10 protein-coding genes, 1 tRNA gene and 1 pseudogene are annotated in these 15,489 nt (G+C 70.4%); 5 read left to right on the top strand and 7 right to left on the bottom strand.

Going from position 1 to position 15,489, the window contains the following annotated elements:
- From AN233_RS18370 to AN233_RS05900, 3 genes and pseudogenes are all read left to right on the top strand, one after another.
- Nucleotides 1–96, top strand: a pseudogene (locus tag AN233_RS18370) (RNA-guided endonuclease InsQ/TnpB family protein); the annotation flags it as partial.
- 42 nt (nucleotides 97–138) lie between these two features.
- Complete coding sequence (locus AN233_RS05905) at nucleotides 139–1,113, top strand: calcium/sodium antiporter (protein WP_058365900.1); 975 nt, start codon at nucleotides 139–141, stop codon at nucleotides 1,111–1,113.
- An 86-nt stretch (nucleotides 1,114–1,199) separates the two neighbouring features.
- Nucleotides 1,200–2,348: an acyl-CoA dehydrogenase family protein gene (locus tag AN233_RS05900; RefSeq protein ID WP_058365899.1), complete on the top strand. Its 1,149-nt coding sequence runs from the start codon at nucleotides 1,200–1,202 to the stop codon at nucleotides 2,346–2,348.
- Between the two features lie 29 nt (nucleotides 2,349–2,377).
- Here AN233_RS05900 and AN233_RS16770 read toward each other — a convergent pair whose 3' ends face one another.
- Together AN233_RS16770 and AN233_RS05895 are read right to left on the bottom strand one after the other, a co-directional pair.
- Nucleotides 2,378–2,851, bottom strand: a complete 474-nt coding sequence (locus AN233_RS16770) for a DUF5518 domain-containing protein (RefSeq protein WP_125919985.1) — start codon at nucleotides 2,849–2,851, stop codon at nucleotides 2,378–2,380.
- A 190-nt stretch (nucleotides 2,852–3,041) separates the two neighbouring features.
- On the bottom strand, nucleotides 3,042–3,992 hold the full coding sequence (locus tag AN233_RS05895; protein WP_058365898.1) for a transcriptional regulator TbsP domain-containing protein: 951 nt from the start codon (nucleotides 3,990–3,992) through the stop codon (nucleotides 3,042–3,044).
- A gap of 81 nt (nucleotides 3,993–4,073) precedes the next feature.
- Between AN233_RS05895 and AN233_RS05890 the strand changes: the two genes are divergently transcribed.
- Complete coding sequence (locus tag AN233_RS05890) at nucleotides 4,074–5,057, top strand: carbohydrate kinase family protein (protein ID WP_058365897.1); 984 nt, start codon at nucleotides 4,074–4,076, stop codon at nucleotides 5,055–5,057.
- 64 nt (nucleotides 5,058–5,121) lie between these two features.
- On the opposite strand, the gene AN233_RS05885 is transcribed toward AN233_RS05890, so the two are convergent.
- On the bottom strand, nucleotides 5,122–6,501 hold the full coding sequence (locus AN233_RS05885) for an MFS transporter (RefSeq protein ID WP_245626022.1): 1,380 nt from the start codon (nucleotides 6,499–6,501) through the stop codon (nucleotides 5,122–5,124).
- Nucleotides 6,502–6,664: 163 nt separating this feature from the next.
- On the opposite strand from AN233_RS05885, the gene AN233_RS05880 reads away from it, so the two are divergent.
- Nucleotides 6,665–7,486: an aldo/keto reductase gene (locus AN233_RS05880; RefSeq protein WP_058365895.1), complete on the top strand. Its 822-nt coding sequence runs from the start codon at nucleotides 6,665–6,667 to the stop codon at nucleotides 7,484–7,486.
- A 61-nt stretch (nucleotides 7,487–7,547) separates the two neighbouring features.
- Here AN233_RS05880 and gltB read toward each other — a convergent pair whose 3' ends face one another.
- The 4 genes from gltB to AN233_RS05860 form a co-directional block, all read right to left on the bottom strand.
- Nucleotides 7,548–12,209, bottom strand: a complete 4,662-nt coding sequence (gltB, locus tag AN233_RS05875) for a glutamate synthase large subunit (protein WP_058365894.1) — start codon at nucleotides 12,207–12,209, stop codon at nucleotides 7,548–7,550.
- Nucleotides 12,210–12,515: 306 nt separating this feature from the next.
- Nucleotides 12,516–13,991 (bottom strand): proline--tRNA ligase, encoded by a 1,476-nt coding sequence (proS, locus tag AN233_RS05870; RefSeq protein WP_058365893.1) that lies wholly within the window; start codon nucleotides 13,989–13,991, stop codon nucleotides 12,516–12,518.
- A gap of 72 nt (nucleotides 13,992–14,063) precedes the next feature.
- The gene (gfo6, locus tag AN233_RS05865; RefSeq protein WP_058365892.1) at nucleotides 14,064–15,137 is read right to left on the bottom strand and encodes a D-xylose 1-dehydrogenase Gfo6; all 1,074 of its coding nucleotides are present in this window, start codon (nucleotides 15,135–15,137) and stop codon (nucleotides 14,064–14,066) included.
- A 111-nt stretch (nucleotides 15,138–15,248) separates the two neighbouring features.
- Nucleotides 15,249–15,321, bottom strand: a tRNA-Thr gene (locus AN233_RS05860).
- Between the last annotated feature and the right edge of the window lie 168 nt (nucleotides 15,322–15,489).

Genomic DNA, 15,489 nt, shown 5'->3' with positions numbered 1-15,489 from the left:
TGGCCCGAAGACACGCCTGTGGAGACTGCGCTCCCTACGGACACCACTACGGTGTCTGCAAAGCGCGTCGTTGAAACAGGAAGCCTCGGGGCTTGACCTCGAGGCGATTCACGTTCGGCGCGTGCGACCGCTCCCACGATGGTACAGGGAGGAACGGTCGTCCAACTCGCGGTGGTCGCGGCGACGATACTCGGGCTCTGGGTCGGCGCGCGGGCGCTCGTCGACGCCGTGGTCCGGCTGGCCCGGCGGTTCGGCGTGGCGGAGCTGACCATCGGGCTCACCGTCGTCGCGATGGGGACCTCGACGCCCGAGCTGGTCGTGACGACCGACGCCGCGCTCGCGGGGCTCGGCGACATCGCGGTCGGCAACGTCGTCGGCTCGAACGTCTACAACCTTGCCTTCATTCTCGGCGCGGTGTCGCTGCTCCGGGTGATCCCGGTCGAGCGCTCGCTGGTCCACCGGGACGGCGCGGCGCTGGTGGCCTCGACGCTGCTGGCCTTCGCGGTCCTGTTCGACCGGACGGTGACGCGCCCGGAGGGACTGCTCCTCGCCCTCGCGTTCCTCGCCTATACGGCGTACCTGCTCTACGACGAGCGATCGGGGACCTCGATCGAGACCGAATACCCGGCGTCGCACCGGTCGGATGCGGACCGGACGGCGTTCCGCGGTCGCGACGCCCTCCTTCTGGTCGGCGGGCTGGCGGTCGTCCTCGTCAGCGGACACTTCATGGTCGAGGCGGCGTCGGCGCTCGCCCGCTCGGCCGGCCTCTCCGACTGGGTCATCGGCGGGACCCTCGTCGCCGCCGGCACCTCCACCCCGGAGTTCGCCGTCTCGCTCGTCGCGATGCGACAGGGCCACGTCGGTATGTCCGTCGGCAACGTCGTCGGCTCGAACGTGTTCAACGCGCTCGGAATCCTCGGGCTGGCGGCCGCGCTTCGACCGCTCTCCGTCTCGGGGGCCGCCATCGAGACGACAGTCTGGCTGACCGCGGTGGCGGTGCTGATGGTCGCCGCGCTCTGGTCCGGGCGCCGGCTCTCCCGGGTCGAGGGCGCGCTGTTCGCCTGCTCGGAGGTCGCCCGCTGGGTCCTCGGGCTGTTCAGGATATTCGGCTGAGAGCGGAAGTCCGCCCGTTTCGACCGCGCCGCGAGTCCCTCACGGTCGTTCGCTTCATTTATACTCCGGGTGGACCCAGATGCGGTATGGACTTCGATCTGCCCGCGGAACACCGGATGATCCGGGACACCGTCCGGGAGTTCTGCGAGGAGGAGATCGCCCCGATCGCCCAGGAGGTGGAGGACGAGCACCGCTTCCCCGCGGAGGTGTTCGACGAGCTCGCCGCCCTCGACATGATGGGCGTCCCCGTCTCGGAGGAGTACGGCGGCCTCGGCGGCGACCAGCTGATGTACGCCTTAGTCACCGAGGAGCTCGGCCGCGTCTCCGGCGGCATCGGGCTCTCCTACGCCGCGCACGTCTCGCTCGGCTCGAAGCCGATCGAGCTGTTCGGCACCGACGAGCAGAAGGAGGAGTGGCTCCGACCGCTCGCGACCGGCGAGGGGATGGGGGCGTGGGCGCTCACGGAGCCCGGCAGCGGCTCGGACGCCTCCGATATGGACACGACCGCGGAGTACGACGCCGACGCCGGCGAGTACGTCCTGAACGGCACGAAACAGTTCATCACCAACGCGACCGTCGCGAACTCGGTGCTGGTGAAGGCGGTCACCGAGCCCGACGCGGGCTACGACGGCATCTCCACGTTCATCGTCGACCCCGAGAACGACGACGGCTTCGAGGTCACCACCGTCTGGGACAAGATGGGCCTCAACTGCTCGCCGACCTGCGAGATCCAGCTGGACGACGTGCGGATCCCGGAGGACCGCCTGCTCGGCGAGGAGGGCGAGGGGTGGACACAGACGATGAAGACGCTCGACGGCGGCCGGATCTCCATCGCGGCGCTGTCGACCGGGCTCGCGCAGGGCGCCTACGAGGCCGCCAAGGAGTACGCCGGCGAGCGCGAGCAGTTCGGCCAGCCCATCTCCAAGTTCGACGCCATCCGCGACAAGATCGTCGACATGCACCGCAAGACGGAGCGCTCCCGGCTGCTCACCCACAAGGCGGCCGTCAAGTACGACGAGGGGAACCGCGTGACCGAGGAGTCCGCGCTGGCGAAGCTCGACGCCTCCGAGTCCGCCCGCGAGGTGGCCGAGGACGCCGTGCAGGTGCTCGGCGGCTACGGCTACACCGAGGACTTCTCGCCGCAGCGCTTCTACCGCGGCGCGAAGCTGATGGAGATCGGCGAGGGGACGAGCGAGATCCAACACGTCGTGCTCGGGCGCCAGCTCGGGCTATAAAACGTAGAAATTCGCGTCTTGGTGACTGCTCATAGCTGAGGTTCCTTTCGGTTTGAGAGTTCTGCGCCGACCCAGCCTCCGAATGCACCAAGCCCATAAAAGTATGCAATTGCAAAAACGCAAATAATAACCCATACAACAAAGGTATCCACCGTTCCTTCAACCACCTGAGCGAAGGTGCCAAATGCTGCGAATAGAACGAATGGTATAGACGCGATCACATTTGCGAGTATACCGACGAGTGCGCTTTCTCTGTTGTTTGGACCTCTCAGATAGCCACCGATCATCCCGCCAATCATTGGCCCTAAAAATGGAACCCAGCCGAGAAAGAAGGAACCTACAGAGCCGATGATCGCGGCGGTATACCGTTCTGAAGGGTCTCTCACATTCGACCGAGCGGAATCTTGAGAGACGCCACATTCCGGACAAATAACGGCATTTCTGTCTATTTTTTCTTCACAGTTCCCACAGATTTTTTCTCCGCTCGTACCGTCAGATTCCATATGGTTTAGATAGAACCATTAATGATAATTCTATTGGCTGTGAATTATTCACCCCCTGTTTCGCTTTCACGCATTCCCAACGTTTCTTGAGATCGGTCGGGTGTGTGGACCCATTATGAAATCTCATCAACAAAAGTCGCACCAGCGGTCGGATTGCGTCTCTAGTCGCCGATCGTGCCGGCGTGGGTAGTCATTCCGCGCCGTCCGTGTTCTCGGCGGAGTCCATCCCGGCCGTTGCCGCCGCGACGACGGCGGGGACCTCCTCTGTCGCCGCAGAGGTGAGCCTGTCGTCAGCCGGGACGACCCGCTGCCGGGGACGACCGACGCGCCGCGGGACCGGCTCCGTGTCGATCAGGCCGGCGTCCTCGAACTCGGCTTTCACCGACGAGAGCGTCGCGGGGCTGGCCAGCCCGCAGTCCTCGGCGGCGCGGCGGAGGCCGTAGTTGACCGCGCCGTGACGCGCGCCCGCGGCGTACACGCAGTCGAGGTGGTCGCAGGGGTCCCCGCGGTCGACCTCGGGAAGCGCGTCGAGCAGTCGGAGCAGCTCCGCGGCCACGTTCGCGTCGCACCGCCCGGCGAACGCGCCGAAGAGCACGCGACGGGAGGGCGTCCGCGGGGCGTACGACTCGGCGCCGGTCAGCCGGGTTTCCCACCGGCCCCGGACCTCGTCGACCCGCTCCGGGTCCGTCTCGCGGACGGCCGCGTAACCCGCCGCGTCCGCGGCCGGGAGCGGCACCGCGACCGCGCCGTCGGCGATCAGGAGCGTGCTCGGCTCGTGCTCTTCGACGCTCGTGAGGGAGAGCGCGTCCGCCTCGAGGAACGCCGCGACGCGGCTCGCCGCGTGGAAGCCGTCGAAGACCGCGTCGAGCACGGGCTCGCGCGCCGCGACGCGCAGGTGGGGGAACGACTCCGGAACCGGATGCGGGAGGTCGAGCGACCCGGTAGAGGGGTCCTCGCGCGCGGCGGCCTCGCTCCGGAGCGTCCCGACCGTCGGCGCCGCGACCGCGGGCGCCGCGTCGACCAGCGCGTCGAGGACGCCTCGGAGGAGCCGCTCGGCGGGGTCCACGAGCAGGACCGGCCGGGCCCCGGACAGCTCCAGCGCTCCACCCGCGAGCGGGAGCGTCGGCGTCGTGTCCGCCATTCGTCGGTGACTCGCCGGGTGCGGTGATAAATGTTCGCGCGAAGCCGAAGACTAAGGCCGGCGAGGGGCGCAGGGTCGTGCATGCAGCAAATCCTCGTCGCCGGTGAGACGCTCGTCGACTTCATCCCCGAGGAGCCGGGGCCGCTCGACGAGGTGGAGACCTTCCACCGGCGGGCGGGCGGGGCGCCGGCCAACGTCGCGGTCGGACTCGCGCGGCTCGGCCGACCCCCGGCATTCTGGACACGCGTGGGCACCGACCCCTTCGGCGACTTCCTCGCCGACGCGCTCGCGGACGCCGGCGTTCCGACCGAGCACGTCGAGCGGGACCCGGACGCAAAGACCGGACTCGCGTTCGTCAGCCTCGACCCCGACGCGGACCGCGCGTTCTCCTTCCACCGGGACGGCAGCGCGGACACCCGGATGGAGCCGGGCGGGGTGGACGGGGCGGCGCTCGCGGATACCGACTGGGTCCACGCTGGCGGCGTGACGCTGGCCGACGAGCCGGCCCGGACCGCGACGCTGGACCTGCTCGCGCGGGCCCGAGAGGCCGACGCGACCGTCTCCTTCGACCCCAACGCGCGCCCCGAACTGTGGACCGACTTCGACTTCCCGGGCTCCTGCCGCGAGGCGTTCGCGCTCGCGGACGTGGTGAAGGTCTCACCCGAGGACCTCGACGCCGCGGGGTACGACGGCGCCGCCGTCGACGAGTCGGACCCGGCCTCCGCGACCGAGGTCGCGGCCGCGGTCGCCGCCGACGGCCCGCACACGGTGCTGGTGACGCTCGGCGGCGCCGGCGCGTTCGCGTACGCGACCCCCGACGCCCCGTGGAACGACGGTGACGAGCCGCTCGCGGTCGACCACGGGGGGTACGACGCGGAGCCGGTCGACACCACGGGCGCGGGCGACGCGTTCACCGCGGGCGCGGTCGCGGCGCTCTCGGCGGGCGAGTCGCTCGCGGAGGCGCTGGCGTTCGCCAACGCCGTCGCCGCGCGGACGACGACCGAGAAGGGGGCGATGACCGCGCTCCCGGACCGGGACGCGGTCGCAGCCCTCCGCGGGGAGTAGCCGGAGAACGGCGAGCGGTCCACCATGCGGAGGCGGACCGGCTCCGTTCGGAAATCGGGCGGGACTACGCCGTCGATACGTCTTCGGTCGTCGACCCCTCGGCTCGGAGGAGCACCGCCAGCGCGACGAGCACGACCGCGCCCGCCGCCCAGAACGCGACCGCGTAGCCCGCGACGCCCGCGAGCAGGCCCCCCAGCGCGCTTCCGACGCCGGTCCCGACGCCCGCGAGCGCGGAGTAAGCGCCGAGCGCGTCCCCTCTTATCGCCTCGTCCGCGAGCCGCGTCACGAGCCCGGTCGCGGTGACCGCGATCATCGCCCACGTCACGCCGATGGCCAGGAACAGCCCGCCGAGTGCGGCGGTCGCGGGGAGCGAGACCGCGGGCAGCACCGTTCCGAGCGCGGCGACCGCCGGGAACAGCGCCGCGCGCCCCGCGAGCGCCGCGTTCTGGACCACGGCGGGGCCACGCCGGGCCACGAGGCGCCCGACCGGCGTGTAACAGACCGCGGACCCGACGTTCGCGGCGAGGAACAGGCCGAAGACGACACCGGTGGCGTAACCGGCCTCCGCGAGGTACGCCGGCATCGGTCCCCAGAACACTGCGAAGCCGACCGAGAACAGCGTCGCCGCCGCGAGATAGGCGGTCAGGGGGCCGGAAAAGCGGTCTCGGGCGGACCGCTCGAGGTCATCCGCGGTCGCGTCCGCCGCTCCTCCTTCGTGGTCGGGACGCCGACGCGCTCGGCGGGCGCGGCCGAGATACCCCGTCAGCACCCAGTAGAGGCGCGTCGGCCCGTAGGGGACCGACCTGATGTACCGCCCGGCGCCCCAGCCGCTCCGGTCGAGGCGAGCGAAGACGCGTCGGAACCGCGCGGCGCTCGTGGTCGCGGGCTCGGGGTACCACCGTGCGGCCGCCGCCAGCGCGCCCGTCGAGACGACCGCGAGCAGGAAACACAGGAGCTCCTGTGCGGCCACCGCGCCGAGCGCGCGCGGGACCGTCGCGGTCCAGACGGTCCCGAGCACCAGCCCCGCGACCCAGCCGTAGCCCTGTACCGCGTTGAGGCGGGCGATCCGCGCGTCCCACTCGGCGGCCTGCCGGCCCTCCACGACGATCAGGTTCAGGACCGGCGCGGCCGCGGAGACGACGAACCACATCGCCGCGTTGCCGACGAGCAGGCCGAGCGGCGTGCTCGCGAACGGGACCAGCGCCAGCACGCCCGCGAGCGCCCCGAGCGCGACGAGAATGAAGGGGCGCCGCCGCCCGGTTCGGGCCGCGAGGCGTCCCCACAGCAGCGCGCCGGGCACGCCCGCGAAGGCGGCGGTGGCGGCCATCGCTCCCACCACCGCCGCGCCCGCGCCGAGCGAGACCGCGTACAGCGGGAGCAGCAGCGACGCGGCCCCGACCGCGGCGTAGCCCGTCCCCCACGCGTACAGCCACCGGTCGCTCACGTCGGTGTCACCACGTCGACCCCTCTCGCTCCGGGACAAAAGGCGTTCCGCGCGAGGTGCGGGGTCCTCTCGGAAACGTCGCGGCTCCGCGAGCGCGACGCGGGCGCCCGCCTCGCTTTCCGCAGCACCGCCGCTTATGCGCCCCCCGGCCGAACGGCTGGCCATGAGCGACACCGACCTCGACCTGACGCTCGGACTCGGCACCTCCGGCAACGACGACCCCGAGGAGTGCGCTGCGACCGTTCACCGCGCGCTCGAGCGCGGCTACAGACACGTCGACACCGCGCAGATGTACGACAACGAGGCGGCCGTCGGCGAGGGGCTGGCGCGCGCGTTCGACGATCCGGACGCCGACGTCTCGCGCGAGGACGTGGTCGTGGCGACGAAGGTCCACCCCGATAACCTCGCGCCCGCGGACGTCCGCGAGACCGCCCGTGAGAGCCTCGACCGACTCGGCCTCGACTACGTCGACCTGCTGTACGTCCACTGGCCGACGAGCGCGTACGACGCGGCGGCGACGCTGCCGGCGTTCGACGACCTCCGCGACGACGGGCTGATCCGCCACGTCGGCGTCTCCAACTTCACCCCCGACCTGCTGGAGGAGGCGGCGGGGATCCTCGATGCGCCCATCGCGGCCCATCAGGTTGAGTGTCACCCGCGGTTCCGACAGGACGAGCTGCGGCAGCTCGCACACGACGACGGCCACTACCTCGTCGGCTACTCGCCGCTCGGCCGCGGGGAGGTCCTCGACGACCCGACGCTGACCGCGGTCGCCGAGCGAAACGACTGCTCGCCCGCACAGGCGGCGCTCGCGTGGGAGCTGGCCCGCGGCGTCGTCCCGATCCCGAAGGGGACCGGCGACCACGTCGACGAGAACTACGCCGCGCTCGAGGTCGACCTCCCCGACGAGGACCTCGCAGCTATCGACGGGATCGACGCCGCGGAGCGCCTTATCGACCCGGACGAAGCGGCCTGGAACCGGTAAGCGGGACGCCCTTTTTCGCTGATGGGAACGAGCAAAAAGGCAGTCAGGTCCGAGCCGCCCCTCAGTCGTCGCCCGAGACCGCGCCGGCGTCGCCGTGGACGCTGGCGCCCGCCTCGGCCGCGTCCGGAAGCTCCTCGCGCACGTCGTCGCCGATTCCCTCCGCGATGACGTCCGCGTAGGCGTCCGGGAGGACGCGCGTGAACGCCTCGACCGCGTTCGCCCAGTCGTCGAGCAGTTCCCGCGCGCGTGCGCTGTCGGTGTAGGCGGCGTGGTTCTCCACCAGCCGCCGGAGCATCTCCTCGTCGCGCTCGGAGAGGTCCTCGGAGAGCGTCACCATCCCGGTGTTGGCCTTCTCGGCCAGCTCGCCGTCGGGGTCGTGGACGTACGCCACGCCGCCGGACATCCCGGCCGCGAAGTTGCGGCCGAACTCGCCCAGCACCGCGACGACGCCGCCGGTCATGTACTCGCAGCCGTGGTCGCCGACGCCCTCGACGACCGCCTTCACGCCGGAGTTGCGCACCGCGAAGCGCTCGCCCGCGACGCCGTTGACGTACGTCTCGCCCGCGGTCGCGCCGTACAGGCAGACGTTGCCCGCGACGACGTTGTCGGCGGGGTCGTAACCCGCGTCCGCGGGCGTCCGGAGGACGACTTTCCCGCCCGACAGGCCCTTGCCGACGTAGTCGTTGGCGGCGCCGGTCAGGTCCATCGTGACGCCGCGGGCGAGGAACGCGCCGAAGCTCTGGCCCGCGTAGCCGTCGAGGTCGCAGGTGATCGTGTCGTCCGGGAGACCCTCGCCGCCGTACTCGGAGGCGACGCGGTTCGAGAGCGTCGCGCCGACCGCGCGGTCGACGTTCGTCACGTCCTCGGAGACGGTCACCGGCTTGCCCTCCGCGAGGGCGGGTTCGGCGGCGTCGATGAGGTCCCAGTCGAGCGCGGTCGCGACCTCCTCGTGGCGCTGCTCGCGGATCTTCGTGCGCACGTCGCCCGCCGGGTCGGCGATGACCGCCGACAGGTCGAGGTGGCTCGCCTTCTCGTGGTCGGTCTCGCGCTGGGTCAGCAGGTCGGGCCGGCCGATGAACTCCTCGAGGTCGGTGTAGCCGAGCTCGGCCATGATCTCGCGCAGCTCCTGCGCGATGAACGTCATGTAGTTGATGACGTGCTCCGGCTCGCCGGGGAACCGCTTGCGCAGGTCCTCGCGCTGGGTGGCGACGCCGACCGGACAGGTGTTCTCGTGACACTGCCGGGCCATCACGCAGCCGGAGGTGACCAGCGAGGCGGTGCCGAAGACGTACTCCTCCGCGCCGAGGAGGGCGGCGACGGCCACGTCGCGGCCGGTCTTGAGCCCGCCGTCCGCGGTGACCCGGATGCGGTCGCGCAGGCCGGTCGCGCGGAGCATCTGGTTCGCCTCCGCGAGCCCGAGCTCCCACGGTAGGCCCGCGTTCTTGATCGAGGTCTTCGGCGACGCGCCGGTGCCGCCGGAGTGCCCGGAGACGTGGACCACGTCCGCGTTCGCCTTCGCGACGCCCGCGGCGATGGTGCCGATGCCGGCCTCCGAGACGAGCTTGACGTTCACGTCCGCCTCGGGGTTGGCCGCCTTCAGGTCGTAGATCAGCTGCTTGAGGTCCTCGATGGAGTAGATGTCGTGCTGGGGCGGCGGCGAGATGAGCCCCACGCCGGGCGTCGAACACCGGACGTGTGCGATCATCTCGTTGACCTTCTCGCCGGGGAGGTGCCCCCCCTCGCCGGGCTTGGAGCCCTGCGCCATCTTGATCTGCAGCTCGTCGGCGCTCGCGAGGTACTCCGCGGTGACGCCGAATCGGCCGGAGGCGACCTGCTTGACGTTGCACTCGCGCTCGGTGTCGAACCGCTCCGGCGGCTCGCCGCCCTCGCCCGTGTTGGACTTGGCGCCGAGGCGGTTCATCGCGATGGAGTTGTTCTCGTGGGCCTCCGGCGAGAGGCTCCCGAGGCTCATCGCGGCCGTCGAGAAGCGCTCGACGATCTCCTCGACCGGCTCCACCTCCTCGACCGGAACCGGGTCGCGGTCGGAGTCGAACTCGAGCAGGCCGCGCAGCGTCTGGAGGCTCTCGGACTGGTCGTTGACCAGGTCGGCGAACTCCTCGTACTGCTCGTAGTCGCCCGCGCGGACCGCCTGCTGGAGCGTGCCGACCGTCTGCGGGTTCCAGCCGTGTTTCACGCCCGAGGAGCGGTGCTCGTACTCGCCGGTGGTCTCCAGCTGAGGGTCAGCGCCGAACGCCATCGCGTGGCGGGCGCGGAGGTCGCCCTCGATCTCGTCGACGCCGATCCCCTCGGTCCTGATCTCCGTCCCCTCGAAGTACTCGCCGACGAAGTCGGAGTCGAGCCCGACCGCCTCGAAGATCTGGGCGACCTGGTACGACTCCACCGTGGAGATGCCCATCTTCGCCATCGTCTTCAGCAGGCCGTCCTCCAGCGCCTTTCTGTACGCCGCGAGGGCCTCGTCGGCGTCCGCGCCGTCCGGCCCCGCGACCGTGTCGCGGATGGAGTCGTACGCGAGGTACGGCGTCACCGCGCCGGCGCCGTAGCCGACCAGCGTGGCGAGGTGGTGGACCTCGTGGGGTTCGCCCGACTCGACGACGAGGCCGGCGTGGTTGCGGAGCCCGTTGCGAACGAGGTGGTGGTGGACCGCCCCGGTCGCCAGCAGGCTCGGGATGGCGAGCCGGTCCGGGCCGACCGCGCGGTCGGAGACGACGACCACGTCCGCGCCGGCCTCGATGGCCGCGGCCGCGTCGTCGCGCAGGCGGGCGACCGCGTCCGCGAGGTCGGTGTCCGGGTCGAACGTCGCGTCGACGACCGCGCTCTCGAAGGCGTCGTCCGGATCGTCGCCGAGCGCCTTCAGCGAGGCCGTCTCCGCCTCGGTGAGGACCGGGGAGTCGCAGACGATCTGGCGGGCGTGGTCGGCCGACTCGTCCAGCAGGTTGCGCTGGAAGCCGAGCCGCGACTCCAGCGAGGTGACGAGTTCCTCGCGGATGTAGTCGATGGGCGGGTTCGACACCTGCGCGAACAGCTGTTTGAAGTAGGTGAACAGCGGGCGGTCGACCTCCGTCAGCACCGAGAGGGGCGTGTCGTCGCCCATCGAGCCGACCGGGTCCTTCCCCTGTTCGGCCATCGGCTCGACGAGGTGGTTCAGCGAGTCGGTCGTGTAGCCGAACGCGGCCTGGTGGGCGCGCACCTCCTCGACGGTGGGCTCGGCCGGATCGGCGTCGTCCGCGTCCGCCGCGGCGTCGCCCGTCTCGGCCGCGACCTCCTCAAGGGCGGCCTGTTCCTCGTCGACCCACTCGCCGTACTTCTCGTCGGTGAGGTCGTCAAAGACCTCGTCGTCGGGGACGACCCGACCGCTTTCTAAGTCCGCGACGAAGATCTCGCCGGGCTGGAGGCGGCCGCGGGACTCGACCTCGCCGGGGTCGGTCGGGATCGCGCCCACCTCCGAGCCGACGATGAGGCGGTCGTCGCTCGTCACCTCGTAGCGACACGGGCGCAGCCCGTTCCGGTCGAGGACGCCCGCGACGCGGTCGCCGTCGAAGCCGATCACCAGCGCCGGGCCGTCCCACGGCTCGACCAGCGAGGCGTGGTAGTCGTACCAGTCGGCGCGCTCCTCGCTCATCAGGTCGTCGCCGCGGAACGCCTCCGGGATCAGCATCCGGAGCGCGTGCGGGAGGTCGCGACCGGTCTGGAGCAGGAGCTCGACGGCGTTGTCGACGCTGGCGGTGTCGGACTGGTTCGGGTCGTCGATGACCGGCTTGACCGTCTCCAGGTCCGCGCCGAAGCCGGGGTGGGAGACGTCCGTCTCCCGCGCGCGCATCCAGTTGATGTTGCCCTGGATCGTGTTGAACTCGCCGTTGTGGACGATGTTGCGGTACGGGTGCGCGAGGTGCCACGCGCCGAGCGTGTTCGTCGAGAAGCGGGCGTGGACCAGCGCGACCCGGCTCGCGAACCGCTCGTCGGAGAGGTCGGGGAAGTAGGTGGCCAGCTGGTCGCCCTTCAGCAGACCCTTGTAGACGACGCGGCGGCGGTCGAGCGAGCAGACGTAGAAGCGTTCGCCGCCCTCCACGTCCGCGGCGGCCGACTCGACGGCCTTCCGGGCGACGTAGAGCGCGCGGTCGAAGCCGAGGTGGGGATTCTCGTCCGTGTCGTCGGTCTCGTCGTCGGTGAAGCGCGAATCGAGGTCGGCGTCGGAGGCGGGAGCGACGAACACCTGTACGACGTTCGGTTCCGAGTCCAGCGCGGTCGCGCCCAGGTCGGCTTCGTCGGCGTCGGTGGGGACCTCGCGCCACGCGAGCACCTCGAGGCCGTACTCGGCGAACGTCTCCGCGACGACCTCGTGGAGCGCCGCCTCCGCGGCCGGATCCTCGGGCATGAACAGCGAGCCGACCGCGTACTCGTCGGGCAGGTCGGCGTCCACGACGGCCTCGAAGAAGCCGTCCGGGCGCTCGACCATGATCCCGGCGCCGTCGCCGGTGTTCGGCTCCGCGCCCGTCGTCCCGCGGTGCTGGAGGTTCTCCAGCAGTGAGACGGCGTCGGCGACGGTGTCGTGGCTCGGTTCTCCCGCGAGGTCGACGACTCCGCCGACGCCGCAGTTCGATCGGTCGTCGTCCGGCGACGCGAGCCCGTCTCCGCTCGCCTCCGCGTCGCGACCCGCCGACCCGGACGCGTCCGGGTCGAGGGTGTTACTGTGTGGCTTGGTCATACACCAAGCAAGCGAGTTTCGGCTTAAAGGACTAACCCTGATATGGGTAGGGTGCCTTACCCACCCATTAGGGAATATTAGGTCATTATTCTTCAGGGACTGGCATTGATGCACATGGGTAGACACTCGGACATCGATGGCATGTATTTTTGAATATCGAAGGCATTCAGGGGGAGAAGAACAGCTTCCTCTCCAGATATTTTGCTATTTAGGTTTATATTGTAAACCCGATCGGGAAGGAGATTGGGAGATCCGTGTGATCAACCGTTCGGTTTCGGTCGCAGCGTGGGGGACCAGTTCCGCGAGTCAGTAAGACTTCGCGAAGTAGGCCGTCCGCTCGGCCGCCTCGCCGCAGACGCCGCAGGTCTCCTCGTGGTCGGCGTCGACGAGGTCGTCCTCGTCCTCAAAGGGGACCATCACGATCTCGGCGGCGATCTGGTCTTTGATCTCCTCCTCGCAGTCCTCGTCGCCGCACCACGGCGTCTTCACGTAGCCGCCGTGCTGGCCGAGCGTGCCGAGGATGGAGGCGCGGTCGTCGGCCTCGCGCACCTCGCCGTCGAGGTTCTCCTCGGCGGCCGCGTACAGCTTCCCGTAGATCTCGTCGAAGTGGGACCGCACGGTGTCGGCCACGTCCTCGCGGTCCTCGACCGCGCTCTCGCCGTCGGGGCGGTGGACCAGCGTGAGCTCCCCGTCCTCGACCTCGTGGGGACCGATCTCGATCCGGAGGGGGACGCCGTTGAGCTCGTGCTCGTTGAACTTGAAGCCGGGGTTGCGCTCGTCGCGGTCGTCGAGCTCGACGCTGACGCCCGCGTCCGCGAGGTCGTCCGCGACGCCCTCGGCGTACTCGAGCACGTCCTCCTTCGTGTCGGCCTGCCAGATGGGGACGATCACGACCTGCGTGGGCGCGACGGTGGGCGGGAGCACCAGCCCCTGCTCGTCGGAGTGGGTCATGATCAGCGCGCCGAGACAGCGCCACGAGAGCCCCCACGAGGTGGTGTGCGCGACGCGTTCCTCCTCGTCCTCGTCGGCGTAGGTGATGTCGAACGCCTCCGCGAACGACTGGCCGAGGTGGTGGGAGGTGCCGCCCTGCACGGACTTCCCGTCGGGCATCAGCGCCTCGACCGTGGTCGTGGTGTGGGCGCCGGGGAACTTGTCGTGGTCGGGCTTTTGGCCGCGCAGGACGGGGATGGCGAGCAGGTCCTCGTAGACCGACTCGTACTGGTCGAGCCGCGTCATCGTCTCCTCCCACGCCTCCTCGTGGCTCTCGTGGGCGGTGTGGCCCTCCTGCCAGAGGAACTCCTTCGTGCGGAAGAACGGCTTCGTCTCCGTGGCCTCCCAGCGCACGACCGAGCACCACTGGTTCACGCGCAGGGGAAGGTCGCGGTGGCTCCGGATCCACTGGGCCATGTAGGGCGCGATGATGGACTCGGAGGTGGGCCGGACCGCGAGCCGCTCCTCAAGCTCCTCGTGGCCGCCCTGGGTCACCCACGCCACCTCGGGGTCGAACCCCTCGACGATGTCCTTCTCGCGCTCGAGGTAGGACTCGGGGATGAACATGGGGAAGTAGGCGTTCTGCACGTCGGTGTCCTTGAATTTCGCGTCGAGGAAGCCCTGGACCGCCTCCCACAGCGCGTAGCCGCGGGGGCGCGTGACGATGAACCCGCTCATCCCCTCGGGGCCGTAGTTCGCGAGGCCAGCCTTCTGGACGACCTCCGCGTACCACTCGCCGGTGTTGTGTGACTTCGACTCGGTGATCCCGAGTTCCTGGTCGTCGTCGGTCATACCCGAAAAATCCCTCGTGCGGGACGTAAACCCTCCGAAGGCGTGTGAGCCGTCCACGCCCGGCGTTCCTCCCTACAGCTCGACCGGCGCGTCGCGTTCCGACGCGTCGTAGACCGCCTCGATGGTGGCCACGTCGGCCGCGCCGAACGCGCCGTCGGCCTCGGGCTCGCGGCCGGTCAGCACGCGGTTGCCGAAGTAGTCGAACTCCGCGCGCATCTGGTCGACCGCGTCGAAGGCGAACTCCGCACTCGTCGACCCGCGCTGCAGCGCGAGGGTGCGCCGGGGGTTGCCGTAGAACGCGGGGTCGAACCGGATCTCCCCCTCGGTGCCGACGATCCGGAAGCTCCCGGACCGCTGGAGGTTCTGGCTGGCCGCGCAGTCCGCGAGGAGCCCGCCGGGGAACTCCAGCCGGAAGCTCGCGCGCTCGTCGGGCACGTCCGCGAACGCCGAGTGCTCGCTGGACATCGCCGCCGAGGCGCGGACGGGGTCGGCGTCGAGGACGAACCGGGCGGTGCTGAGAGGGTAGATGCCCAGGTCCGTGACCGAGGTGCCGCGGCCCGCGAGGTCGGGGTCGAGCCGCCACTGGTCGGCGTCGCCGTGGTCCAGCACCGGCTGCGTCATGTGGCCGCGGACGAGTCCCGGTTCGCCGACGTAGCCCTCGCAGACGAGCTCCCGCGCGAACCGGACCGCGGGGTCCGCCGTGAGCCGGTAGGCGGTCATCAGCGTCACGCCGGCCTCCTCGCAGGCGTCGACCAGCGCGCGGGCGCGCTCCGCGCTCGCCTCCAGGGGCTTCTCACAGAGGACGTGCTTGCCCAGGTCCGCGGCCGCGCGGACGTGCGGCAGGTGGAGCGCGTTCGGCGTCGCGACGTAGACCGCGTCGTACGCCTCGCTGGCGGCGCCCGCGTGGAACGCCTCGTAGTCCAGCGTCTCCGGCTCGCCCGGGAGCTCCGCGGCGACCGACTCCGCCTTGTCGGCGTGGCCCGAGACCAGCACCGTCGTCTCGCAGTAGTCGCCGGCCGCGACCGCCGGAATCGCGTGGTTCCGCGTCCAGCCGCCGAGACCGACCATGGCGACCCGGAGCGTCCCCTCGGCGGGGGTCTCCCAGTCGCGCTCGTCGAAGCGGTCGTACAGCGCGTCGAGGTCCATACGGAAACGGTGCGGGCCAGCGCAAAAGATGCTGGCGTTGCGGCGTTGGGGGGTGAGGAATCGAGAAGCGAGGTTCGGCGCCGTCGCTTCGGCTTCGAACGTCAGGTAGAAAGCCGGAGGAGGGATTTGAACCCTCGACCTATTCCTTACGAAGGAATCGCTCTGCCAGCTGAGCTACTCCGGCGCGACGTACCTCCACGTACCCCGATGAAGGAAATAAGGGTTCCGGAATCGGGCCACTGCGTCAGGGTGGCGCACGCCGATTCGTCCGAGCGATCCGGCGACAACGCACCGGCTGTCCCACGTCGGCGCGCGCCGCGGCGACGCGCTCCGCGGTCGCCGCGACCGCGCG

This window comes from Haloparvum sedimenti (assembly GCF_001462205.1).
GTDB lineage: Archaea > Halobacteriota > Halobacteria > Halobacteriales > Haloferacaceae > Haloparvum > Haloparvum sedimenti.
This window is presented reverse-complemented; position numbering and strand designations above follow the sequence as displayed.

Excerpts from the sequence above, each read along its gene's own strand:
- gfo6 (WP_058365892.1), bottom strand. The coding sequence starts at position 15,137 with ATGGACCTCGACGCGCTGTACGACCGCTTCGACGAGCGCGACTGGGAG.
- AN233_RS05890 (WP_058365897.1), top strand. The coding sequence starts at position 4,074 with ATGCAGCAAATCCTCGTCGCCGGTGAGACGCTCGTCGACTTCATCCCC.
- gltB (WP_058365894.1), bottom strand. The coding sequence starts at position 12,209 with ATGACCAAGCCACACAGTAACACCCTCGACCCGGACGCGTCCGGGTCG.
- AN233_RS05900 (WP_058365899.1), top strand. The coding sequence starts at position 1,200 with ATGGACTTCGATCTGCCCGCGGAACACCGGATGATCCGGGACACCGTC.
- AN233_RS05880 (WP_058365895.1), top strand. The coding sequence starts at position 6,665 with ATGAGCGACACCGACCTCGACCTGACGCTCGGACTCGGCACCTCCGGC.
- AN233_RS05905 (WP_058365900.1), top strand. The coding sequence starts at position 139 with ATGGTACAGGGAGGAACGGTCGTCCAACTCGCGGTGGTCGCGGCGACG.
- AN233_RS16770 (WP_125919985.1), bottom strand. The coding sequence starts at position 2,851 with ATGGAATCTGACGGTACGAGCGGAGAAAAAATCTGTGGGAACTGTGAA.
- AN233_RS05895 (WP_058365898.1), bottom strand. The coding sequence starts at position 3,992 with ATGGCGGACACGACGCCGACGCTCCCGCTCGCGGGTGGAGCGCTGGAG.
- proS (WP_058365893.1), bottom strand. The coding sequence starts at position 13,991 with ATGACCGACGACGACCAGGAACTCGGGATCACCGAGTCGAAGTCACAC.